At 69.3% G+C, this 22,205-nt stretch carries 22 protein-coding genes; 8 read left to right on the top strand and 14 right to left on the bottom strand.

Features of this window, described 5'->3' with window-relative positions; genetic code table 11:
- Positions 1 to 90 precede the first annotated feature (90 nt).
- The 5 genes from bioC to bioB form a co-directional block, all read right to left on the bottom strand.
- Entirely contained in the window at positions 91 to 975 is an 885-nt protein-coding gene (bioC, locus tag C1926_RS10555; RefSeq protein ID WP_079224084.1) for a malonyl-ACP O-methyltransferase BioC, read from the bottom strand.
- A 12-nt stretch (positions 976 to 987) separates the two neighbouring features.
- Positions 988 to 1,767, bottom strand: coding sequence for an SDR family oxidoreductase (locus tag C1926_RS10550; RefSeq protein ID WP_108759157.1), 780 nt, complete (start codon positions 1,765 to 1,767; stop codon positions 988 to 990).
- A gap of 29 nt (positions 1,768 to 1,796) precedes the next feature.
- On the bottom strand, positions 1,797 to 2,576 hold the full coding sequence (bioH, locus tag C1926_RS10545; protein ID WP_108759156.1) for a pimeloyl-ACP methyl ester esterase BioH: 780 nt from the start codon (positions 2,574 to 2,576) through the stop codon (positions 1,797 to 1,799).
- A 19-nt stretch (positions 2,577 to 2,595) separates the two neighbouring features.
- On the bottom strand, positions 2,596 to 3,819 hold the full coding sequence (gene bioF / locus C1926_RS10540; RefSeq protein WP_108759155.1) for an 8-amino-7-oxononanoate synthase: 1,224 nt from the start codon (positions 3,817 to 3,819) through the stop codon (positions 2,596 to 2,598).
- Between the two features lie 79 nt (positions 3,820 to 3,898).
- Positions 3,899 to 4,942: a biotin synthase BioB gene (gene bioB, locus C1926_RS10535; RefSeq protein ID WP_108759154.1), complete on the bottom strand. Its 1,044-nt coding sequence runs from the start codon at positions 4,940 to 4,942 to the stop codon at positions 3,899 to 3,901.
- Between the two features lie 141 nt (positions 4,943 to 5,083).
- Between bioB and C1926_RS10530 the strand changes: the two genes are divergently transcribed.
- Genes C1926_RS10530 through C1926_RS10520 form a run of 3 tightly spaced genes read left to right on the top strand, consistent with a single transcriptional unit; the run spans position 5,084 to position 6,527 of the window.
- On the top strand, positions 5,084 to 5,629 hold the full coding sequence (locus tag C1926_RS10530) for a CbrC family protein (protein WP_108759153.1): 546 nt from the start codon (positions 5,084 to 5,086) through the stop codon (positions 5,627 to 5,629).
- Between the two features lie 9 nt (positions 5,630 to 5,638).
- Complete coding sequence (locus C1926_RS10525) at positions 5,639 to 5,974, top strand: hypothetical protein (RefSeq protein WP_108759152.1); 336 nt, start codon at positions 5,639 to 5,641, stop codon at positions 5,972 to 5,974.
- A gap of 4 nt (positions 5,975 to 5,978) precedes the next feature.
- Positions 5,979 to 6,527, top strand: a complete 549-nt coding sequence (locus C1926_RS10520; protein WP_108759151.1) for an HAD family hydrolase — start codon at positions 5,979 to 5,981, stop codon at positions 6,525 to 6,527.
- A 44-nt stretch (positions 6,528 to 6,571) separates the two neighbouring features.
- Here the strand turns inward: C1926_RS10520 and C1926_RS10515 are convergent, their stop codons facing one another.
- On the bottom strand, positions 6,572 to 7,321 hold the full coding sequence (locus tag C1926_RS10515; RefSeq protein WP_108759150.1) for an SDR family oxidoreductase: 750 nt from the start codon (positions 7,319 to 7,321) through the stop codon (positions 6,572 to 6,574).
- Between the two features lie 125 nt (positions 7,322 to 7,446).
- Here C1926_RS10515 and C1926_RS10510 point away from each other — a divergent pair, with 125 nt between their 5' ends.
- Positions 7,447 to 8,358, top strand: coding sequence for a LysR family transcriptional regulator (locus C1926_RS10510; RefSeq protein ID WP_108759149.1), 912 nt, complete (start codon positions 7,447 to 7,449; stop codon positions 8,356 to 8,358).
- On the opposite strand, the gene C1926_RS10505 is transcribed toward C1926_RS10510, so the two are convergent.
- Positions 8,355 to 8,999 (bottom strand): DNA-3-methyladenine glycosylase, encoded by a 645-nt coding sequence (locus tag C1926_RS10505; RefSeq protein ID WP_108759148.1) that lies wholly within the window; start codon positions 8,997 to 8,999, stop codon positions 8,355 to 8,357. The two genes, C1926_RS10510 and C1926_RS10505, sit on opposite strands and share 4 nt — an antisense overlap.
- Position 9,000: 1 nt before the next feature.
- Positions 9,001 to 9,159, bottom strand: coding sequence for a hypothetical protein (locus tag C1926_RS21480; RefSeq protein ID WP_159095080.1), 159 nt, complete (start codon positions 9,157 to 9,159; stop codon positions 9,001 to 9,003).
- Positions 9,160 to 9,318: 159 nt separating this feature from the next.
- Between C1926_RS21480 and C1926_RS10500 the strand changes: the two genes are divergently transcribed.
- From C1926_RS10500 to C1926_RS10490, 3 genes are all read left to right on the top strand, one after another.
- Positions 9,319 to 10,017 carry a ComF family protein gene (locus tag C1926_RS10500; protein WP_108759147.1) on the top strand — a complete coding sequence of 233 codons (699 nt, stop codon included), beginning with the start codon at positions 9,319 to 9,321 and terminating at the stop codon, positions 10,015 to 10,017.
- Between the two features lie 164 nt (positions 10,018 to 10,181).
- Positions 10,182 to 10,742 carry a DUF308 domain-containing protein gene (locus C1926_RS10495; RefSeq protein WP_079224066.1) on the top strand — a complete coding sequence of 187 codons (561 nt, stop codon included), beginning with the start codon at positions 10,182 to 10,184 and terminating at the stop codon, positions 10,740 to 10,742.
- Entirely contained in the window at positions 10,739 to 11,209 is a 471-nt protein-coding gene (locus tag C1926_RS10490; protein WP_108759146.1) for a hypothetical protein, read from the top strand. The genes C1926_RS10495 and C1926_RS10490 overlap by 4 nt, the downstream gene beginning before the upstream one ends.
- Positions 11,210 to 11,261: 52 nt before the next feature.
- Here C1926_RS10490 and C1926_RS10485 read toward each other — a convergent pair whose 3' ends face one another.
- From C1926_RS10485 to C1926_RS10460, 6 genes are all read right to left on the bottom strand, one after another.
- Complete coding sequence (locus C1926_RS10485) at positions 11,262 to 13,040, bottom strand: MFS transporter (RefSeq protein ID WP_108759145.1); 1,779 nt, start codon at positions 13,038 to 13,040, stop codon at positions 11,262 to 11,264.
- A 107-nt stretch (positions 13,041 to 13,147) separates the two neighbouring features.
- On the bottom strand, positions 13,148 to 14,260 hold the full coding sequence (gene nagA / locus C1926_RS10480; protein ID WP_108759144.1) for an N-acetylglucosamine-6-phosphate deacetylase: 1,113 nt from the start codon (positions 14,258 to 14,260) through the stop codon (positions 13,148 to 13,150).
- Positions 14,257 to 15,033, bottom strand: a complete 777-nt coding sequence (locus C1926_RS10475; protein ID WP_079225420.1) for a DeoR family transcriptional regulator — start codon at positions 15,031 to 15,033, stop codon at positions 14,257 to 14,259. Before C1926_RS10475 ends, nagA begins: the two co-directional genes overlap by 4 nt.
- A gap of 34 nt (positions 15,034 to 15,067) precedes the next feature.
- The gene (locus C1926_RS10470; RefSeq protein WP_108759143.1) at positions 15,068 to 16,402 is read right to left on the bottom strand and encodes a D-tagatose-bisphosphate aldolase, class II, non-catalytic subunit; all 1,335 of its coding nucleotides are present in this window, start codon (positions 16,400 to 16,402) and stop codon (positions 15,068 to 15,070) included.
- 17 nt (positions 16,403 to 16,419) lie between these two features.
- A complete protein-coding gene (locus C1926_RS10465) occupies positions 16,420 to 17,358 on the bottom strand; it encodes an ROK family protein (protein WP_108759142.1) in 939 nt (312 codons plus the stop codon).
- Positions 17,351 to 18,505, bottom strand: a complete 1,155-nt coding sequence (locus C1926_RS10460) for an SIS domain-containing protein (protein ID WP_108759141.1) — start codon at positions 18,503 to 18,505, stop codon at positions 17,351 to 17,353. The genes C1926_RS10465 and C1926_RS10460 overlap by 8 nt, the downstream gene beginning before the upstream one ends.
- Positions 18,506 to 18,828: 323 nt before the next feature.
- Between C1926_RS10460 and C1926_RS10455 the strand changes: the two genes are divergently transcribed.
- On the top strand, positions 18,829 to 22,188 hold the full coding sequence (locus C1926_RS10455) for a TIM-barrel domain-containing protein (protein ID WP_108759140.1): 3,360 nt from the start codon (positions 18,829 to 18,831) through the stop codon (positions 22,186 to 22,188).
- Positions 22,189 to 22,205 lie beyond the last annotated feature (17 nt).

Below are 22,205 nucleotides of genomic sequence, written 5' to 3'. Positions count from 1 at the left end.
GCACGGCCCGGCGCTACCCATATCGCGCGCCCGGCGCGGCCCACATCGCGCACCCGGTAGCGCCGGGCCATGCCCGGCGGCGTCTTTCGATCAGGGCTGCTTGCGGCGGATCGGGATGGCCGACACCGGCACCGAGGCGATGTCATGCCCGCCTTCGCGGATCGGCGCGCCCGGGTCCGGCGCCCAGGCGTGGGCATAGATCACTTCCCAGCTGCTGGGCAGCTTGCCGTCGGCACGCCGCATGGGTTCGTACGCTGCTGCAGCGGCGGCAAAACGGCCGCGACCGGTCAACGTGTGGCGGCGGTCCACCCGCGCATTGGTCGCGCCCATCGCACGCAGCTCGCGCATCAGCGCCGGCAGGTCGTCGTAGGTCAGGGTGAACAGGTCACGATCCAGCACCGGGTCGCGGAAGCCGGCCATCATCAGCGCATCGCCGAACTGGGCGATCTGCGCGAAACGGCTGACGTGCGGGCGGTCATCGGCGGCGGCGAACGCCTCGTTGAGTTCAACCAGCGTTTCCGGGCCGAAGGTGGAGCACAGCAGCAGGCCGCCGGGCTTGAGCACGCGACGGAAACCGGCGAACACCGCCGGCAGGTCGTCCAGCCACTGCAGGCACAGGTTGCTGAAGATCACATCGACGCTGTTGTCGGCCAGCGGCAACGCGGCCGCATCGCCGCACAGGCGCTGGAACGGCTTCCACCAGCCGGCCTGGCGCTTGGCCTGGTCCAGCATCGGCAGGGCCACGTCCATCGCGATCACCTGCGCCTTCGGCCAGCGCTTTTTCATCAGCGCGCTGGCGTGGCCGGTGCCGGCGCCGATGTCCAGCACCACCTCGGGCTTGCGTGATTCCAGGTAGTCCAGCGATTCGATCAGCCGCGACTGCACCTCGCGCTGCAGGGCAGCGGCGGCGTCGTAGCTGTTGGCGGCGCGGGCGAACGCGCGGCGGACGTGGCGGGCATCGAAGTGGGACGGCATTGCGGAAGTCTCTTAGAACGTACCGGGGTAGGCGCCGCCGTCGATCAGCAGGTTCTGCCCGGTGAGGTAACCGGCCTGTGCGCTGCACAGAAAGGCGCAGGCGGCGCCGAATTCGTCCGGCGTGCCGAAGCGGCCGGCGGGGATCTGCTGGCGGCGGCGGTCGGCCACGGCCTGCACATCGCCATCCCCGCCCGCGGCGTGGGCGAAGTTGGCGCGCAGGCGGTCGGTGTCGAACTGGCCGGGCAGCAGGTTGTTGATCGTGACGTTGTGGCTGACGGTGCGCCGCGCCAGGCCGGCGACGAAGCCGGTGAGGCCGCTGCGCGCGCCGTTGGACAGTGCCAGCGTGTCGATCGGTGCCTTCACCGAGGACGAGGTGATGTTGACGATGCGGCCGAAGCCGCGCGCGATCATCGCGTCCACCGTGGCGCGGATCAGCGCGATCGGCGCCAGCATGTTGGCATCCAGCGCGGCGATCCAGTCGTCGCGCTCGAACGTGCGGAAATCGCCCGGCGGCGGGCCACCGGCATTGGTCACCAGGATGTCGACCTGCGGGCAGGCGGCCAGCGCCTGCGTGCGGCCGGCCTCGGTGGTGACATCGGCGGCGACCGTACGCACCTCGGCGGCACCGCGCAGGGCACGCAGTTCCTCATCGGCAGCCTGCAGGGCGGTTTCGCCACGGGCCACGATCACCACGTTCACACCTTCAGTCACGAGGGCGCGCGCGCAGCCCAGGCCCAGGCCCTTGCTTGCGCCACAGACCAGTGCCCAGCGGCCGGAAATACCCAGATCCATGCGTCAACCCTGCGGAGTTCGGAAGGCGCTCATTGTCCGCCATCGGCCGGTGACAGGCCGGCAACGAAGTGTTGCAGGGCGGCGGCCACCTCGTCGGCGTGGCCGAGGAAGGGCGCATGGCCACCGTGGGCGACCGTGAGTGCCTGCGCGCCCGGCGCCAGTGCGGCGGCGGCCTGCATCGCGGTGGGGGACACCAGGCGGTCGCGCTGGCCGGCAATCCACAGGCTGGGCTTGCCCAGCGCCGGCAGGGCGCCGCGCAGGTCGGTGCCTTCCAGCAGGCGCAGGCCTTCCAGCAGGGCGCGCTCGCTGGGGGCGCCGCGCTCGACCAGGCGCTGGCGCAGGGTGCGCAGCTCCTCGCGGGCGTGCGCCGAGCCCATCACGTCCAGCGCCAGGAAGCGTTCCAGCGTGCCGCCGAAGTCGGTGGCCAGGTCGCGCCCGAACTGCTCGAACACGGCCGGTTCCACCGCATGCGGCCAGTCTTCGCCACGCACGAAGCGCGGCGTGGCGGCGATCATCGCCAGCCCGCGCACCTTCGGCAGGGTGGCTGCCGCATGCAGCGCAAACAGCCCGCCCAGCGACCAGCCACACCACACCGCCGGTGGCGTGGCGGCGGCAATGGCGTTGACCACGTGCGGCAGGCGCAGCGGGGTGCTGTCGTCGCGGCTGTGGCCATGGCCGGGCAGGTCGACCACGTGCAGGGTGAAATGGTCGGCCAGGCGCTGTACCAGCGGCGCGAACACGCCGCCCTGCAGGGCCCAGCCATGGATCAGAACCAGGTCCGGCCCGTGGCCGGTGACGTCGATATGCATGGGGTACGACGGGCGCGTGTCAGGCCAGCGCCGGCAGCGCAGGCGGCAGCAGTTCGTGCGGCGCCGAGGCGACGCGATCGCGCGCCACGGCGATCGCTTCGACCAGCTCGCGCACCTGTTCGGGCGTATGCAGCGCCGACAGGGTGACACGCAGCCGCGCCTTGCCTTCGGGCACCGTCGGCGGGCGGATGGCACCGACCAGCCAGCCGGCCTGTTCCAGCGCCTGCGACATCGCCACGGCGGTGTGGTCATCGCCACACAGCAGCGGCTGGATCGGGGTTTCCGAGGCCATCAGGTCGAGCCCGTGGCGGCGCGCTTCGCCGCGGAACAGGGCGATCAGGTCGGCCAGCTTGGCCCGGCGCCAATGGTCGCGGCGGGCCAGCCGCACCGCTTCCAGTGCCGAGGCTGCCAGGGCCGGCGGCAGGGCCGTGGTGTAGATGTAGGGGCGTGCGGTTTCGGCCAGATGCTCGACCAGGTCTTCGCGGCCGAGCACCAGTGCACCGGCGCTGCCCAGCGCCTTGCCCAGGGTGACCAGCTGCAGCGGCACGTCGTCCACGCCCAGGCCGGCGGTCGCGACGGCACCACGGCCATCGCCGAGCACGCCCACGCCATGTGCGTCGTCCACGTAGAACAGCGCCTGCTGCAGGCGCGCGACCAGCGACAAGGCACGCAGCGGTGCAACATCGCCGTCCATGCTGAAGACACCGTCGGTGGCCAGCATCGCCGCACCTTCGGGTGCGTGCTTGAGCTGGCGCATCGCGCCTTCCGGGTCCAGGTGCGGGTAGCGGCGCAGGCGCGCACCGGCCAGGCGCGTGGCATCCAGCAGGCTGGCGTGGTTGAGCTTGTCCTGCACGCAGACGTCGTTCTCTTCGCTCAGCAGCGCCTGCTGCACCGCCAGGTTGGCGGCGAAGCCACTGCCGAACAGCAGGGCGCGCGGGTAGCCCAGCCAATCGGCCACTTCGCGTTCCAGCGCATCGTGCAGTGCGTGATGGCCGCAGACCAGGTGCGAGGCACCGGCGCCGGTGCCATCGCGCGCGGCGGCGTCCTGCAGCGCGTTGACCACGCTGAACTGCTGGGCCAGGCCCAGGTAGTCGTTGCTGCAGAATCCGGTCAGCCAGCGCCCGTCGATTTCCAGGCGCACGCCATCACGACGGGTGACCGTGCGCCGCGGGCGGCGACGGCCTTGTGCATCGCGCAACGCGCGCTGGGCTTGGAGGCGGGCGGTCAGGTCGGGGCGGGCCATGCTGGCTTCAGGCGACGACGGGGCGGCTAGGGTAGCGCGTTGCTGCCACGCCTGCTCGACGCCCCAATCACGCGGCGTGTCACGCGGCGTGGGCGCAGCCACAACCGGGGCCATCGGCGCTGATATCGGCATGCACGGTACCGCCATGGTCGTGGCCGTCGGCATCCACCTGCACCGGCATCGGCTGCAGGCCAAGGCGCGCGAACAGGGCAAGGTCGCGCTCGCCTTCCGGGTTGCCGGTGGTCAGCAGTTTTTCGCCGTAGAAGATCGAGTTGGCACCGGCCAGGAAACACAGCGCCTGCAGCTCGTCGCTCATCGCCTCGCGACCCGCTGACAGCCGCACCATCGAGCGTGGCATCGCAATGCGCGCCACCGCGATCATGCGCACGAACTCGAACGGATCCAGTTCCGCGCTGCCATGCAGCGGGGTACCGGCCACCTGCACCAGCTTGTTGATCGGCACCGAATCGGGATGCGCCGGCAGCGTGGCCAGCGCCAGCAGCAGGCCGATACGCTGCGCGCGCGTTTCGCCCATGCCGACGATGCCGCCGCAGCAGGTTTTCAACCCGGCATCGCGCACGTGGCCGAGCGTGTCCAAGCGGTCCTGGTACTGGCGGGTGTGGATGATCGAATCGTAGTAATCCGGCGCGGTGTCCAGATTGTGGTTGTAGTAGTCCAGCCCGGCATCCTTCAGTGCGCGTGCCTGCTCGCCCGTGAGCATGCCTAGCGTGGCGCAGGTCTCCAGGCCGAGTGCCTTCACCCCGGCGATCATCGCGGCCACCTTGGGGATGTCGCGGTCCTTGGGCGAGCGCCACGCTGCGCCCATGCAGAAGCGCGATGCGCCGGCCGCCTTCGCCTGGCGCGCCTTGGCCAGCACCGCATCGGTGTCCATCAGTTTCTGCGCGCTTACGCCGGTGCTGTAGCGCTGCGCCTGCGGGCAGTACGCGCAGTCTTCCGGGCAGCCGCCGGTCTTCACCGACAGCAGCGTGGACACCTGCACCTGCGCCGGATCGAAATGCGCGCGATGCACGCTGGCGGCGCGGAACAGCAGCTCCGGCAGGGGCAGGTCGAACAGCGCCTGCAGTTCATCGTGCTGCCAGTAGTGGCGGATGGCAGAAGCCATGGCGGGACCCTGGGGAGTTGGAGCGAGGGCGGCAGTGTGGGTGGGTTGGCAATGACTGTCAACTTCCATATACGCAAAGAGGTTTACAGCATTCCGGCGTCGGTGTGCCGCTAGACTGGGCCGCCGAGCGAAGGAACTGCCATGGATCTGCCGCGCTTCACCTATCACCCCGATCCCGTCGCCACCGGCAGCGTGGCTGCCGCCGACACGCCCTGTGTCTGCTGCGGGCAGGCGCGCGGTTACGTCTATGCCGGGCCGGTGTATGCCGAAGAGGAGTACGCGCAGCAGATCTGCCCGTGGTGCATTGCCGACGGCTCGGCACATGAGCGCCTGGGTGTCACCTTCAGCGACGAGGAAGGCGTGGGCGGTGGTGGCGAGTGGGATGAGGTCGGTGAGGACATCATCGACGAGATCGCGCAGCGCACCCCCGGCTTCAACGGCTGGCAGCAGGAACAGTGGTGGACGCACTGCGGGGATGCCGCACAGTTCATCGGCCGCGCCGGTCGCGCCGAACTGGAAGCACACGGCAAGGATGCGGTGGTGGCGATCCAGGACAGCACCGGGCTGGACGACGGGCCGCAGTGGCAGCACTTCCTTGCCGCGTTGGACAAGGACGGTTCACCGACGGCCTACCTGTTCCGCTGCAGGCACTGTGGCGTGGTGGGTGGTTACCAGGATTGCGACTGACGCGCACTGATGGAGCCCTTCGACGCCCGCGCCGGACGCTGGGAGCCAATCACCCGCGACGAACTCGATGCGTTGGTTGCTGCCCAGTTGGCCCGCTGCACACCTGACCAGCAGGCCGCCTTCGCTGCGCTGCGCGTGCCGTTCTACACGGTGCCGTTGCATCGCCTGGGTACGGTCGAACCGGTCTGGGTCGTCGCCCATCTCGCTGACGGGTGGCTCTACTACGAGGACGTGGAAGAGGGGTTCGAGATGGGTGTCCCCGGCGAAGACGGTGCGCTGCCGGCGCGAGGGTGCGACCAGTTGGAACTCACCCACATCCTGCATCGCGCGGGATGCGTTGGGTGAGCGCATGAGCAGGCGCGAGCGGAAGCTGCTGGTCCTGGATCTGGACGAAACCCTGGTGCATGCCAGTGCGTGCGAGCTGGATCGCCCGGCAGACGCGCGGGTGGTGGGTTACCACGTCTACAAGCGCCCCCACGTCGATGCCTTTCTCGACTTCGCGTTCGCGCACTTCGATGTGGGCGTGTGGACATCATCCGGCCAGTTGTATGCCGAGCCGCTGGTGGCCTGGTTGATGCCGGAGCGGACGCTCGAATTCCTGTGGTCATCACAGCGTTGCTCGATCGCGCGTGACTGGGTAACGGGTGGCCATTCAAGCCAGAAGCGGCTGTACAAACTGAAGCGGCTGGGGTTCTCGCTGGAACAGATGATCGGCATCGACGACACGCCGGAGAAGTACGCGAAGAACTACGGCAACCTCGTGCAGGTGCAGGCGTTCATCGGCGACCTCGGCGACGACGAACTGCTGCATCTTCCGCATTACCTGGAACTGCTGCGGCAGATCCCGAACATCCGGGCCGTGGAAAAGCGCCGCTGGCGCGAGCGCATGCCGGCCTGAGCCGGCAGCGCTGATTCATCCGTGGCCGCACCGGCCACCACGCATCACACCTGGGCCATGCCGCCATCGACAAAGAACTCGATGCCGTTGACGAAGCTGGCCGCATCCGAGGCCAGGAAGGCCACGGCATTGGCCACCTCCTGCGGTTCGCCGAGGCGGGCCAGCGGTACCTGCGCGGCAAGGTGATCGAACAGGCCCTGGCGTGCTTCGTCGGGCACCAGGTCGCCCAGGCCGGGGGTGCGGATCGGGCCGGGGCTGACCACGTTCACCCGGATGCGGCGTTCCTTCAGGTCCAGTGCCCACGAGCGGGCGAAGTTGCGCACCGCAGCCTTGCTGGCGCTGTACACGCTGAAGTTGGCCGTGCCCTGGATCGAGACCGTCGAGCCGGTGAGGATGACCGAGGCCCCATCGACCAGCAGCGACAGCGCCTTCTGCACGGTGAACAGCACGCCGCGCACGTTGGTGGCGAAGATGCGGTCGAAGTGTTCTTCGGTGATGGCGCCCAGCGGCAGCATGTCACCGCCACCGGCATTGGCGAACAGGATGTCCAGGCGGCCGGCCTGGCGGGCGATCTGCGCGTACACCGCATCGAGGTCGCTGGGCTGCGCGGCATCGGCGCGGATGCCGATGGCCTGCGTACCGATGGCGGCCACGGCGGCGTCCAGTTCAGGCTGGCGGCGGCCGGTGATGAAGACCTTGGCGCCGAGGCTGGCCAGGTGCTGGGCGGTGGCCAGGCCGATGCCGGTGGTGCCGCCGGTGACGAGGGCGATCTTGCCGTTGAAATCAGTGCTCATGGTGTTCTCCTGTAAGGGCTGCCGGGGAGGGGTGGCAGCGGGTGGGAGAATGATGGGCGGCGGCGCTGCTGCGATAAATCATGCGCAATGACAATGACTATGCATGTGGGTGCATAATAAATCGCATGAACCAGCTCAATGCCATCCGTGCCTTCGCCCGCGTCGTCGAGACCGGCAGCTTCACCCGCGCCGCCGATTCGCTGGACATGCCCACCACCTCGTTGAGCAAGCTGGTGCGCGAGCTGGAAACGCACCTGGGGGTGCGCCTGCTGCAGCGGACCACGCGGCGCGTAGCGGTGACCGCCGAGGGCCAGGCGTACTACGAGAAGGCCGGCCGCCTGCTGCGTGACCTGGAGGATGTCGACGCCTCCTTCAGCGCTGCACGCGGCGCACCCCGCGGCTTGCTGCGCGTGGACATCGGCGGCTCCACCGCGCGCGATGTGCTGATTCCCGTGCTGCCTGACTTCATGGCGCGCTACCCGGACATCCGCATCGAACTGGGCGTTTCAGACCGCGCGGTGAACCTGATCAGCGAGAACGTGGACTGCGTGATCCGCGGCGGCGCGCTGGATGATTCCTCGCTGGTGGCCCGTCACCTGGGCGATGCGCACCTGGTGACCTGCGCCAGCCCGCGCTACCTGAAGGCGCATGGCATTCCCGCCTATCCCGAAGAGCTGCGCAACGGCCATCGGCTGGTCAGCTACCTGCTGCCGTCGAACGGCCGTGCGGTGCCCTTCCGGTTTCGCGGCGAAGACGGTGCCTTCGAGATCAAGGCCGAGCACCGCATCGGCATCAACGAAAGCAACGCGCACCTCGCCGCCGCCATGGCGGGCATGGGCCTGGTGCAGACCTTCGGCTATGCGGCGGGCGCTGCGCTGCGCAGCAAGGCACTGGTGGAAGTGCTGCAGCCGTGGCGGCCGGCGCCGTACCCGTTCCACGTGGTGTACCCGAACAACCGGCACGTGACGCCGCGCCTGCGGGTGTTCATCGACTGGCTGGCGCAGGTATTGCCGCCGTTGCTGGCGGGTGGGAGCTAGCGTTTGCGCGGCCGCACCGAGACATGCGGATGGTCCGGCACATGCCATCGCCATGGGAAATCGATTGCGCGGCTGATGCCGATGCGTGGCCCGACGACGGGTGATTCCGGCGGCGGCGTGCCATCACAGACGATGACGATGCCACGGTCAGCGGCCACCAGATCGGCTCCATCCAGATCGCGGGTGATGCTGAGCGCCTGGGACAGCTTGCCGGGGCCGCTGGCCAGATCGCGTTCGCGCCTGGCGGCAGGCCGTGCCGCCTGCATGGCGCCCACCCCGGCGACCGGTTCGGCCGCCCGCAGCAGCACGCCCACCCCTTCGCCAACCTCGCCACAGACCGCGTTGCTGCCCCAGTGCATGCCGTAGGTGAAGTAGACATACAGGTGGCCGGCTTCCCCGAACATGGTGGCATTGCGGGCGGTCTGCCCCCGGTAGGAATGCGCGGCGGGGTCCTCGCTGCCTGCGTACGCCTCCACTTCCACGATGCGCGCGGCGCGACCGTCATCGCGCACGATCAGCTTGTTCAGCAGCGCAGGTGCCACCGCCGTGGGGTGGCGGCGATAGAAGTCGCGCGGCAGCACGTTCCAATGGTCCGGCAGCCAAGCCGGTACGACGGGTGCGCGGGGGGCGGATGCTGGCACGTCAGGGTTTATCCTGCTCCTGCTGCATCCGGTCCGCCTCTTTCTGCAGGCCCGGGTCGTGGGTTTCGCCGTACTTCATGTACAGAATGAGGCTGGGCACGGCCATGGCGAGTGCCCCGATCACCAGGACAAGGATGATGATTCTGGTCCGCTTGTTCATACGCGATCCGCAACTCCGGCATGTGGCGGGCACAGCGTAGGCGGGCCGATGTGCATTCCCTGTGTCCTCGCCACCGCCTGCGCTGGACAGCCTGCACCTACCCGCCAAGGCGCTTAACCCTGATGCCATCCAGCGAATGCAGCGCACACAGTAGCGGGCATGCCGATACAGGGAATCCACAACGCGCTGGCTCGCGCCGCTTCAGCGGCCCTGCAGGTGCTGCTGCCGCTGCGCTGCCTGGTCTGCGACGACCCCGGCCACGATGGCCTGGATCTGTGTGCCGCCTGCCTGGCGGATCTACCCTGGTCCGGGCGGGCCTGCCTGCGCTGTGCACTGCCATTGCCGGACAGCGCGCTGCCGGTCTGCGGCACCTGCCGCGAGGAGCCGCCGCCGCAGGCTGCGACCCACGCCAGCCTGCTGTACCTGCCGCCCGTGGACCAGCTGCTGGTCCGCTACAAATTCCACCAGGACCTGGCCGCCGGCCGACTGCTGGCGCAGTTGATGCTTCGCCATCCGCCACCGTGGGCGTGCGCGCCGCTGGCACCGGTGCCGTTGCATCCGCGGCGCTTGCGCCAGCGCGGTTACGACCAGGCCGGCGAGCTGTGCCGGCTGCTGCGCCAGCCGGTGTGGCGCGGCCTGTACCGTCGCCGGCACACCGCGCCGCAGTCGGAGCGCAGCGCCGAGCAGCGCCGCGACAACCTGTTCGACGCCTTCGATGTGCGCGGTGCGGTGCCACCGCGCCTGACCGTGGTGGACGATGTGATGACCACCGGCAGCACCGTGCTGGAAGTGGCGGAAACGCTGCGGCTGGTCGGCGCCGACGAAGTGCGCGTGTGGGTGTGCGCGCGGGTGCCGTGATGCGTTCCGGTAGAGTCGACCGTTGGTCGACTGCCCTTCGATCTGGATAACGCCAGTCGACCAACGGTCGACTCTACCCAGCCTACTGCCCCGCGGGTGCCGTGATGGTGCCATCAACGAGGCGGGCGCTAGGATGGGCCAGGAACCTGATCGAAGGAGTGGTCATGCTGTCTCCCGAATCTTCCCCGTCGCCGCTGTTGTCGGCCATCGGCCGCAGCTGGTCGATCCTGCTGCTGTATGGCGTGGTCGCGCTGGGCTTTGGCATCACCGCAATCGGCTGGCCGATGGCCGCAGCCACCGCGCTGGCCTGGGCACTGGGCTTGATGGCCATCGTCGAAGGGGTCATCAGCCTGATCGCCTTGATCAGTGGCGGCAGCGGCGCGCCGCGGGGCTGGCTGCTGTTGTATGCGGTGGCTTCGCTGGGCTTCGGCACGCTGGCGGTGATCAATCCGCTGGCCACCGCCAGCGTGCTGGTGCTGCTGCTGGCTGCCTGGCTGCTGGTGGCGGGCATCTACCGCATCGTATTCGCCGTGCGCGTGCGCAGGCATATCCGGGGCGAGTGGGTGCTGATCCTCAGCGGCGCGCTGGCCATCGTGCTCGGCCTGCTGTTTGCGGCCAACCCGCTGGCCGGGGTGGCGGTGACCACCCTCTGGATGGGCATCGGCAGCCTGCTGTACGGGCTGCTGCAGATTGTCGTGGCACTGAAACTGAGGACGCTGGCGTGAGGGCCGCGCTTCCGTTGTTGCTGGCGGCGGCGCTGGGTTTGACCGCCTGCATGCCGGGCGCACCTGCTGATGCGCCGGTGGGCCGGCAGCAGGCACCACGCCCCGGCGTGGACGTGCGCCTGAGCGCGGTCGATGCGGAGGGCAAGGGCACGCCGGTTGAGTGGCAGGGCGAGGCACTGGCCCTGCGTGAACCGCCGATTGCCGGCAGCGCGGACATCGCCGATGTGCGCTATGTGCTGGACAACGGCAACCAACCGGGCCTGCAGATCCGGTACCGGCCGGAGGCACACCAGCGCATCCACGATGGCACCGCAGCCCTGGTGGGCCAGCGTGCGGCCATCAGCGTGGATGGCCGTGTGCTGATGGTGGCGACGGTGCAGGGCCCGTTCGGCGAATCAATGCTGCTGAGCGGGCTGTCCAGCATTGCCGAAGCGCAGGCGCTGGCGAAGCACATCACCGGCAGATGACCGGCGCGCCGCCACTCCCGCGCTGCGCGCGGAGGTCGACCAAGGTCGACCGCTACCTGGCGAACCGCGCTTCGATCTCTTCCAGCGACTTGCCCTTGGTTTCCGGCAGCCACAGGGCGGCCACCAGGAAGAACACAAACGTGCAGCCAGCCCAGAACAGGAACATGCTGGCATAGCCATGGTGCCCCACCGTGGGCAGGAAGATGGCGGCAATCGTGGTGGATACGAACTGGTTGATGAGCAGGGCGATGCTCATGCCATTGGAGCGGATGCGGTTGGGCATCAGTTCCGACAGCGCCAGCCACACGCACACGCCGGGGCCGACCGCGAAGAACGCCACGAACACCAGGATGCACGCGGCCACGGCCCAGCCGTGTGCCGGTGGCGGCACCGGGCCGATGCGTGCCTGTTCGATGCGCAGCGGCGCCTGCGCGGCGCTGGCCGGGTCGGCGAAGGGGTTCAGGTGCAGGTGGCGGAAGAACGCACCGATGACGCTGTCCGGCTGCACGGTGCCGGCACGCGCGATGCGCAGTTCGCGGTCACCCAGGTTGTCGCTGCGCAGGGCACGCACGTTGGTGAAATCGCCATAGGCATACGACACGGTGAGCTGCATCGGCCGGCCCTCGCTGTCGGTGCCAGCGGCCAGGCGCTGCCACTGCGCGTCATCCAGCACCAGCTGCAGGCCGTCACCACTCACTGCGGCCTGCAGCTGCGGCTGCACATCGGCGCGACCGCGCTCGGTCTGGAAGAACAGCGTGGCCGCGGCCAGCAGGGCCACGCAGATGCCGCCGCTGCCCAGCATCAACAGGAAGCGGCGGCCCTTGCGGTCGACCAGCAGCAGGGCGACCACGGTCATCACCGCGTTGAGCAGCTTGATGGCCACGTCGGCGCCGTTGGCCACCGAGCCGGACAGGCCGGCCTGGTTGAGGATGTTGACCGCGTAGGCCAGTATCGAATTGATGCCGGTGGCCTGGGTGCAGGCCAGCACGACGCAGGCCAACACGAACGGCACCACGTAGCGGCGGCTCAGCAGCCGATCACGGCGGCCATCGCTGCTGCGCGTTTCCGGTGCCTGGATCTGCGCCAGCGTGGGTTCCACATCGGCAGCGGGCAGCACGCGCTGCAGGCTGCGGCGCGCGTCTTCCACGCGGCCACGGCGTACCAGCCAGCGCGGTGATTCGGACAGCCAGAAGATGCCGGCACAGAACAGCAGGCCCGGTGCCAGGCAGCTCCAGAAGATGGTGCGCCAGGCGTGATCCTTCACCACGAACAGTTCCTGCGCCTGCTGTGCCAGCGGCAGCGAGCGCACGGCCTCGGCGGCGGCATCCACGGCATGCGCCTGGTACAGACCGATGAGGGCAGCCAGCACCAGGCCGATGGTCAGCAGCAGCTGGAACATCGCCGCACCGCGGCCGCGCCGCTCGGGACTGAGCACTTCGGCCAGGTACAGCGGCACCACCACGCCGATCAGGCCCCCGCTGATGCCCTGCAGCAGGCGGCCCAGCAGCAGCGGCGTGTAACCCGAGGCCAGCGCCATGATCGGAATGGAGGCGGTGAACAGCACGCCCGCCAGCAGCATCGCGCCGCGGCGGCCGATCAGGTCGGCCACCATGCCGGCGAACAACGAAGACAGCACGCTGCCCAGCAGCACCGCTGCAACCACGAAGCCGAGCTGTTGGCTGCTGAGCTGCCAGGCGTGGCTGGCGGTGGCTTCCAGGTAGGGCAGGGCGCCGGCGATGATGCCGATGTCGATGCCGTACAGCAGGCCGCCGAGGCCGCCGATGAACAGCAGGTAGCGAACGGGCCAGCGCGGGGCGGTGGGTGCGGTCATCGACAGGTTTCCTGTGCGGCGTTTCGGTGCGGATTGCTTTCTGTAGAGTCGAGCCACGCTCGACTGCTTTGCCGCGGCATGCGCGGTCAGTCGAGCATGGCTCGATTCTACAAATCGATTACCCGCCCGCCGACGACCACCTGCTGCAGGCGCAGTGCGGCGTCCAGCACCACCAGGTCGGCGCGGGCGCCGGGCGCGATGCGGCCGCGATCGTCCAGGCCGAGGTAGGCGGCGGGGAAGGTGGAGACGCGCTGCGAGGCATCGGCCAGGTCCAGGCCCACCTGCACCAGGTTGCGCAGCGCCTGGTCCATGGTCAGCGCACTACCGGCCAGCGAACCGGTGGCCAGGCGCACGCAGCCGCCGCACTTGTGCACGCGCTGTTCGCCCAGTGCGTATTCGCCATCGGGCATGCCGGTGGCCGCGGTGGCATCGGTCACCGCATACAGGCGCGGAATCGCGCGCGCGGCCAGGCGGATCACGCCGGGGTGGATGTGCTGCAGGTCGGGAATGATTTCCGCGTACTGCGCATGCGCGAGCGCAGCGGCTGCAATGCCCGGGCGGTAGTGGTCGACGCCGGTCATGCCATTGAACAGATGGGTGAAGCCGGACGCACCGGCCTGCAGCGCGGCCACGCCTTCCTCGTAGGTGCCGGCGCTGTGGCCCAGCTGCACGCGGATGCCCATCTCCGACAGCGCGGGAATCAGTGCGGTGTGCTCGCCGATCTCCGGCGCCAGCGTCATCACCCGGATCGGCGCCAGCGCATGCAGCTGCTGCACCAGTGCCAGCGTTGCCTCGATCGTGCGGTTGGGCTGCGCGCCCAGCCGCTGCGGGCTGATGAAAGGGCCTTCCAGATGCACACCGGCGATGGTCGCGGCCTCGGCATCCGGCGCCGCCATCGCGGCGGCCACGCCCTGCAGCGCATGCTCGATCTCGTCCAGGCCGGCGGTCATGGTGGTCGCCAGCAGGGTGGTGGTACCGAAGCGCAGGTGGGTGCGGGCGATGGTGCGGGCCACGTCGCCGCCCTGCATCAGGTCCACGCCGGCCGCGCCGTGCACGTGCAGGTCGATGAAGCCGGGCAGGATCACCGGCAGCTGCAGATCGTCGGCGCCACTGTGGTCATCCACCTGCAGCTGGCGCACGTGCGTATCGAACTGGACGTCGCCACGGCGCCAGCCCAGCGGGGTGAGGATGCGGCCGTGCAGGCGGCGGGTGTCGGTCATGGCGGTGTCTCGGCGATGATCACTTCGATGCCCAGCCGCTGCAGCCCCTCGCGGGTGGCATCGTCGATGCCGGCGTCGGTGATGATGGCGTGGATCTGGTCGAGGAGCGCGATGCGGTGCAGGCTGACGCGGCCGAACTTGGAGGCGTCGGTGAGCACCACGATGCGGCGCGCGCGCTCGACCATGCGGTGGTTGAGGCGGGCTTCGGCTTCGTCGTGGGTGGTCAGGCCGAACTGCAGGTCCAGGCCGTCCACGCCCAGGAACAGGGTGTCGAAGCTGTAGGAGTTGAGGCTGGCCTCGGCCTGGCTGCCCTGCAGCGAGAGCGACTGCTGGCGCAGCAGGCCACCGGTGAGGAGCACGGTGATGCCCGGCGCGTTGGCCAGTTCCCAGGCGATGTTCAGGCCATTGGTCATCACCGTCACGTCGCGGTGGCCGCGCAGGTGGCGGGCCAGGGTCATCGTGGTTGAGCCGGAGTCGATGATGATGTTGTCGCCGGCCTGCACCAGCCGCGCGGCGGCGGTGCCGATGGACTCCTTCAGCGGCAGGTTCAGCGCATCCTTCTCGTGGATGTCCTGTTCCTGCGGTGGCGTGCGCACCAGGGTGGCACCGCCGTGGGTGCGGGTGGCCAGGCCCTGCGCCTCGAAGTGGGTGAGGTCGGCACGGATGGTCACCGCCGACACGCCGAAGCGCTCGACCAGATCGGCCACCTGCACCGAGCCATGCTCGATCAGCAGCTGCAGGATCTGTTGCCGGCGGGAGCGGGTGTTGCGCATGGCCATCTCTCGGTTTCGTCAGGAAAGGTAGAGATTAGCCGTTCGCAAGAACGGAGGCAGCCGAACTTGCGTTCTGCTTGCGGGTGCCCGCCTGGTTGGCGCTGCAGGCGCGGGCGTACTCGCCGAGGCACTGGCCGATGCGGTGCTGCACCAGCGCGCTGGGGGTGTTGGCCAGGCGGCCTTCGCGCACGGCGCGGTACTGCTCGGGCAGGTACTGGCTGAGCAGTACCAGCGGCGGCGCCTGCCGTTCCAGGTTGGCGAACAGGGTCTGCACCGCCTGCAGCAATGCGGGTTCGCCCCAGTAGTAGCGGCAGCGGTCGCTGAAGGAGAAGCGGCGCAGCAGGCGCAGTTCGGCTTCGTCACCCTGGTAGTAGGGCTGCCAGTACTTCGGCTGCGCCTGCATCACCTCATCCAGCACCTGCGGCAGGCGCGAGCACTGCGCCGCTGGCAGCAGGTCGGCCTCGATGGCGGCCAGCGCGAACAGCGCCTCGCGGTAGGCGAAGGTCGCCGCCGGGCCCACCTTGAGGATGGCGAAGTGGTCGCGCACCAGGGCGTGCAGTCCGCTTTCGCGCTGGTAATCGGTGGAATGCGCTTCGAACACGATGCGCGGCTGCTGTTCGAGGAAACCGGCCAGCGCATCGGCTGCCGCCGGGTCGTACTCGTGCACGCTGCTGTGGTCGAAATCCACGCCCGGCTGCACCACCATCGCGATCACCCGCTGCCACGCGTCGCGCAGCTGCGGCGTATCGAAGGCGTGCTGGTGGATGGCCAGCGTCTGCGCGGCGGCGGCCGGCGTGGTCACCTGCAGGCCGCCGGCCAGCGAGGCTTCGCCACCGGGCACCGGCACTTCGGTGCCGATGACATAGACCGGCGGCGGCAGGCCGTGTTCGGCGGCGCTGCGCTCGGCGATCTCGGCCAACTCGGCCGAACGTGCGGCGACGATCGCATCGGGCAGCGGCACCGGGTCGTCGGCGCAGGACATGCTGCAGTCCAGGTGGATCTTGTGGAAGCCGGCGGCCACGTAGGCCTCGATCAGCACGCGCGCATGGGTCATGGCTTCGGCGGCCGGGCGCTTCTGCCAGGCGTTCGGGCCAAGGTGGTCGCCACCGAGGATCAGCCGCTCGCGCGGGAAGCCTTCTTCATCGGCCAGCGCGCCGACGTAATCGCGGTACTGCGGCGGGGTCATGCCGGTGTAGCCGCCAAACTGGTCGACCTGGTTGGACGTGGCCTCGACCAGCAGCACGGTGCCGTGCGCCAGCGCCACGTGCATGGCCGCGCGCAGCACCTGTTCGTTGCTGCAGCAGACGCTGTACAGGCCGACGTTGGCACCGGCGCGGTGGGAGGCAAGCAGGGTCTGCAGCGGGGACATGGTCAGGCTCCGGTCGATCAGGAAAACGAGGGTTGGCAGGCCAGCAGCGCGGCACCGCGCGCACCACCGGCATCGCCGAAGCGCGGCGCCACGATGGGCGGCACCTGCGCACCGGCGAACAGATGGGCGGCCACCGCCGATGGCAACTGCTGGTACAGCGGCGCGTACTGCGAGAGGCCGCCACCGAGCACGATCACGTGCGGGTCCAGCGCCAGCACCAGTGCGGCCAGGCTGTGGCCGAGCAGGTCGCGGTGGATGTCCAGCGCCTGGCGGGCGCGTGCATCGCCGGCCTCGGCCAGGGCAATCACCGCGCTGGCATCGCGCGCGCTGCCGCCGAGATGGCGTTCGATCATCGCCACGCCGCTGCCGGACACGTAGCGCTCCACGCAGCCCTGCAGGCCGCAGCCGCAGTCCAGCAGCGGCAGGCCGTGGCGCTGCAGCAGGTGGCCGGGCACGCTCCAGTGGCCCCATTCGCCGGCCAGGCCGTTGAAGCCGGTCAGCAGGCGGCCCTGCAGGCAGAAGCCACCACCGGCACCAGTGCCGAGGATGGCGCCGAACATGCTGGGGTAGCCATCGGCGGCGCCACCGTGCGCCTCGGACAACGCAAAGCACTGCAGGTCATTGCCGAAGTGCAGCGGACGCTGCAGGCGGGCCTGCAGGTCGTGGGCCACGCACTGGCCGGTCAGGGCCGGCACGTTCGCGCTGAGCTGGCGGCCGCTGCGGCGGTCGCGCACGCCGGGCAGGGCGATGCCGATGGCGGCGTCACTGCGGCCCAGCGTGGCATCGGCCTCGGCCACCAGCGCAACGACGGCCTGCAGGAAACCGCCGTAGTCGCCCTGCGGCGTCGCCACGCGGCGGCGCCAGGTGACCTGCATCGCCGCATCGCACGCCACCAGCTCGATCTTGGTGCCGCCGATGTCGATGCCGTAGCAGGCGTGGGCGATCAGCTCAGCCATGGTGGATGGTGACGCCCTGGACGACGCGGTTGACGGTGCCGTCCGGGAACGGATTGTCCGGGGTCAGGCCCAGCGCGGCCGAGCGCTGCAGCGCGAACAACTGGGCGAAGCCCAGCCACACCGGCGCCAGCCACGGGTCGTCCAGTGCCGGCACGGCCAGCGTGTACTCGTCGTCCGCGCCGATATCCGCATGCGGGCCGATCGCCAGCACCTGCCCGGCCACGCCGTCGCGGCGCAGTTCTTCCAGCAGGTCCTGTTCGTAGCGGCGCGCCAGCGGCTGCACGCTGCGCAGCACGACCACCAGGGTGTCGCCATCCAGCGTGGACTTGGGGCCGTGGCGGAAGCCCAGCGGGGTGTTGGCCAGCGCCAGCACGCGGCCGGCGGTCAGTTCCAGCACCTTCAGCGCGCACTCGCGGGCCAGCGCTTCCAGCGGTCCGCTGGCCAGGTAGATCACCCGGTTGAACGGGCGCTGCGCCAGTGCCGCCACCGGCGCATCCCACTGCGCCAGGCCTTCGCGGCCCAGCGCGGCAATCTGCTTCAGGCGTGCGCTGCGCGCCTCCCACGGCGAGCGGTCGAACACGGTCAGTGCAGCCAGCAGCATGCAGGTCAGGCTGCTGGTCATGGCAAAGGCGCGGTCGCAGCTGGCCGAAGGCATCAGCAGGGTGAAGGTATCGCTGCGGCCGGCACCACGGCGGGCCAGTTCGCCGTCGGCATTGCAGGTGATGTCGAGGAAACGGGCGTCGGCCACGTCGGCGCGCACGCGGTCGACCGCAGCCACGCTTTCCGGGCTGGAACCGCTGCGGCCAAACGACACCAGCAGGGTGGGGCGGTCGCGCTGCAGGTACAGCGCCGGGTGGGTCAGCAGGCTGGTGGTATGCACCACGCGCACCTCGGCCGGCCACTGCGCGTTGATCGCATCGGCCACCATTTCGGCGATGAAGCCGGAGCTGCCAGCGCCGGTGAACAGCACGCGCTGGTTGGGATCGTTGAGGCTGTCGCCGAGGAAGGCCTGCAGGCGGTCGCGGGCACGCGACAGGTCCTGCGCAAGGGCTTCCCACAGCGCCGGCTGCTGGGCGATTTCGGTAGCGGTATCGGCTCCGCCCCGGCGCTGCCAGGCGGACACATCGGAAAGCAGGGTGACGTCCATTCGGAGGTTCCAGTTGGGCCAGCGCACCATCAGTGTTTTCTTTCGAAATGTCAAACATCGAAAGCAAAAAGAAAGAAACTAGCTGTCGCGACTTACCGTGAAGGGGCGCGATCGCGAAACGCAAGAACCGCCCGAATGCCGTATCGCACAATACTTAACAGGGGGTTGCAAGCGCTTACACAAAGTATTGCGACGCACCAACTTTCGTTTCTAGCAAATATATCTTCCTTTTTACTTTCAGTTTATTGACATCTTTCGAATCCCTGCCCTAGAGTCGGGCGCAACTGCTTTCGAAACGCCCGGTGAACGGGTTGGGAGTTCGTGTGGAGAACCGCATTCGTCGCTCGCCGCTGCTGCTGGCCCTGCTGCCGGCATTGATGCTGGTAGCGACATCGGCCCAGGCCGAGCCGGTCGGCAACCTGCGTTCGGTCAGCGCCAGTGACAGCCGCGACGGCGTACACGGCTGGGACCTGCAGACCGACAGCGGCGCGCGCATCCGCATCGAACTGCCGGCCGCGGACATCCTCCGCGTGCAGGCCGGGCGCAAGGGCACGTTGACCGGGGCCGGCGACAAGGCCGCGCCGATCGTGCTGCCGCAGCCCAAGGCGAATGTGCGGGCGCAGCTGGAAGAAGACGCACAGGAAATCCGCGTGCGGACCGATGCACTGGTGCTGCACGTGCAGCGGCAGCCGCTGCGCCTGCGCCTGGAGCGCCTGGACAACGGCCAGCCCACCGCGCTGTGGCAGGAACTGCAGCCGCTGGACCTGGATGCCACGCAGAGCGTGCAGGTGCTCTCTTCGCGGGCCGATGAAGGCTACTTCGGCGGTGGCCAGCAGAACGGCCGTTACCAGTTCAAGGGCCGCGAGCTGGAGGTGTCCTATTCCGGCGGCTGGGAAGAAGGCGATCGCCCGAGCCCGGCGCCGATGCTGCTGAGCAGCCGTGGCTGGGGCATGCTGCGCAACACCTGGAGCGATGGCAGCTACGACCTGCGCCAGGCCGACCAGGCCACCCTGCTGCACCGCGAAGACCGCTTCGATGCCTATTACTTCGTCGGCGCCGACCTGCCGAAGCTGATCGAACGCTACACCCAGCTGACCGGCCGCCCGAACATGGTCGCGCGCTGGGCGCTCTCCTACGGCGATGCCGACTGCTACAACGACGCCGACAACAGCCGGAAGCCCGGCACCGTGCCCGAAGGCTGGAGCGACGGCCCGACCGGCACCACGCCGGATGTGATCGACAGCGTGGCCAAGCAGTACCGCGAACATGACATGCCCGGCGGCTGGATCCTGCCCAACGACGGCTACGGCTGCGGCTACCAGAAGCTGCCCGAGACCGTGCAGGGGCTGGCGAAATATGGCTTCCGCACCGGCCTGTGGACCGAGAACGGCGTGGACAAGATCGCCTGGGAAGTGGGCAAGGCCGGCAGCCGCGTGCAGAAGCTGGATGTGGCCTGGACCGGCAAGGGCTACCAGTTCGCGATGGATGCCAACCGCCAGGCCTTCAACGGCATCCTCGACAACTCCGATTCGCGCCCGTTCCTGTGGACGGTGATGGGCTGGGCCGGCATCCAGCGCTACGCGGTGGCCTGGACCGGCGACCAGAGCAGCAGCTGGGATTACATCCGCTGGCATGTGCCGACCCTGGTGGGCTCGGGCCTGTCCGGCATGGCCTACGCCAGCGGCGACGTCGATGCGATCTTCGGCGGCAGCGCCGAGACCTTCACCCGCGACCTGCAGTGGAAAGCCTTCACCCCGGTGCTGATGGGCATGAGCGGCTGGTCGTCGAACGCGCGCAAGCACCCGTGGTGGTACGACGAGCCCTACCGCAGCATCAACCGCGATTACCTGAAGTTGAAGATGCGCCTGACCCCGTACATGTACGGGCTGGTGCACGAGGCCGCGCAGACCGGTGCACCGCCGGTGCGTGGCCTGATGTGGGACAACCCGCGCGATCCGCACGCGCAGGATGAAACCTACAAGTACCAGTTCCTGCTCGGCCGCGACCTGCTGGTGGCGCCGGTGTACCGCAGCCAGGCGGCCAGCCGTGGCTGGCGCCGCGACATCCACCTGCCGGCCGGCGGCTGGATCGACTACTGGGATGGCCGCCGCGTGCAGGCCGGGGCCGAGGGACGCCAGCTCGACCGCCAGGTGGACCTGGCCACGCTGCCGGTGTTCGTGCGCGCCGGTGCGATCCTGCCGATGTATCCGTCGATGCTGTTCGACGGCGAAAAGCCCCTTGATGAAGTGACCTTCGACCTCTACCCGCAGGGCGAAGCGCAGTACACGCTGTACGAAGACGACGGCACCACGCGCCGCTACCAGAAGGGCGAATCGAGCACGCAGGTGGTGCGCGTGCAGGCCCCGGCGCAGGGCAGCGGCCCGGTGCAGGTGCAGATCGACGCGGTGCAGGGCAGCTACAACGGCCAGCTGGCGCAGCGCCGCTACGGCCTGCGCGTGCTCAGCCGGCAGGCGCCGCGTGCGGTGCAGGCCGGTGGCCGCGCGCTGCCGGCGCTGGCCGATGCGGCGGCGTTCAACAGCGCCAGCGAAGGCTGGTACTTCGATGCGAAGGACCGCCGCGGCACCCTGCATGTGCGTACCGCCACGCAGGACATCCGCCAGCCGCTGCAGCTGCAGCTGGACTTTGCCGTGGCCGCTGCGGCCGCCGACGATGCCTTCCCGGCCGCGCCGGTGCTGGGCCGCGAACTGCCGGCCGACAGCCTGCTGGTGGTCAATCGTCCGGCCGAAGAACCGGGCCATGCACTGGAAAATGCCTTCGACGACGACCCCGGCACCTGGTTCCGCAGCGTGCGCAACCAGGCCGTGCGCACCGGCGCCCACGAGTGGGTGGTCGGCTTCGGCGAGCGGAAGATGATCGACGGCATCGAGATCGCCCCGCGCAACGACAAGAACTGGAAGCACGGCCAGGTCCGCGACTACGAGGTCTACCTGGGTGACAGCAACGGCGAGTGGGGCGAGCCGATCGCCCGTGGCCGCCTGCAGTTGAAGGAAGGCGTGCAGCGCATCGACTTCCCGGCCCATGCCGGCCGCCTGCTGCGCTTCCGCGTGCTGAGCGTGCAGAACCCCGAAGGCGACGGCGCCAGCAGCACCGATCCGATGGTCATCGCCGCACAGGGCAGCGTCCGTGCCTTCGATGCACTGCAGCCGCGCGATGTCGGCCCGATCGCGCTGTCCACCTTCCACATCCTCGAACACCAGGAACCGGAGCGACCGGCCCGGCAGCAGTATCTCTCCGAGCTGCCGGTGCCGGCCGCGCTGGCCAGCCAGGTGCGCGCCGACCAGTCCTTCCGTGGCGACGCCGGCCTGCGCATGAACGGCCTGCAGTTCCGCCGTGGCCTGGGCGTCGGCGGCAACAGCCGCATCGACCTGCGCCTGCAGGGCGGCTGGAACCTGCTGCGCGCCGATCTCGGCATCGACGATGCCTGCCGCGCCGCCGGTGGCCTGCAGTTCCAGGTCTGGGGCGATGGCCGCCTGCTGTACGACAGCGGCCTGGTGAAGGCACCCGGCGTGGTCAAGCCCGAGCTGGACATCCGTGGTCTTTCCACCCTGAGCCTGCGCACGCTGGGTGCGCAGGGCAGCCAACCCGCCCAGGTCTGTGCCAACTGGGCCAACGCCGTGCTGATCGGCCAGGAGGGCGACTCCGCCAGCATCGTCGCCCCATGACCCCCACGTAACACCGC

It is taken from the genome of Stenotrophomonas sp. ZAC14A_NAIMI4_1 (assembly GCF_003086915.1).
Lineage (GTDB): Bacteria > Pseudomonadota > Gammaproteobacteria > Xanthomonadales > Xanthomonadaceae > Stenotrophomonas.
This window is presented reverse-complemented; position numbering and strand designations above follow the sequence as displayed.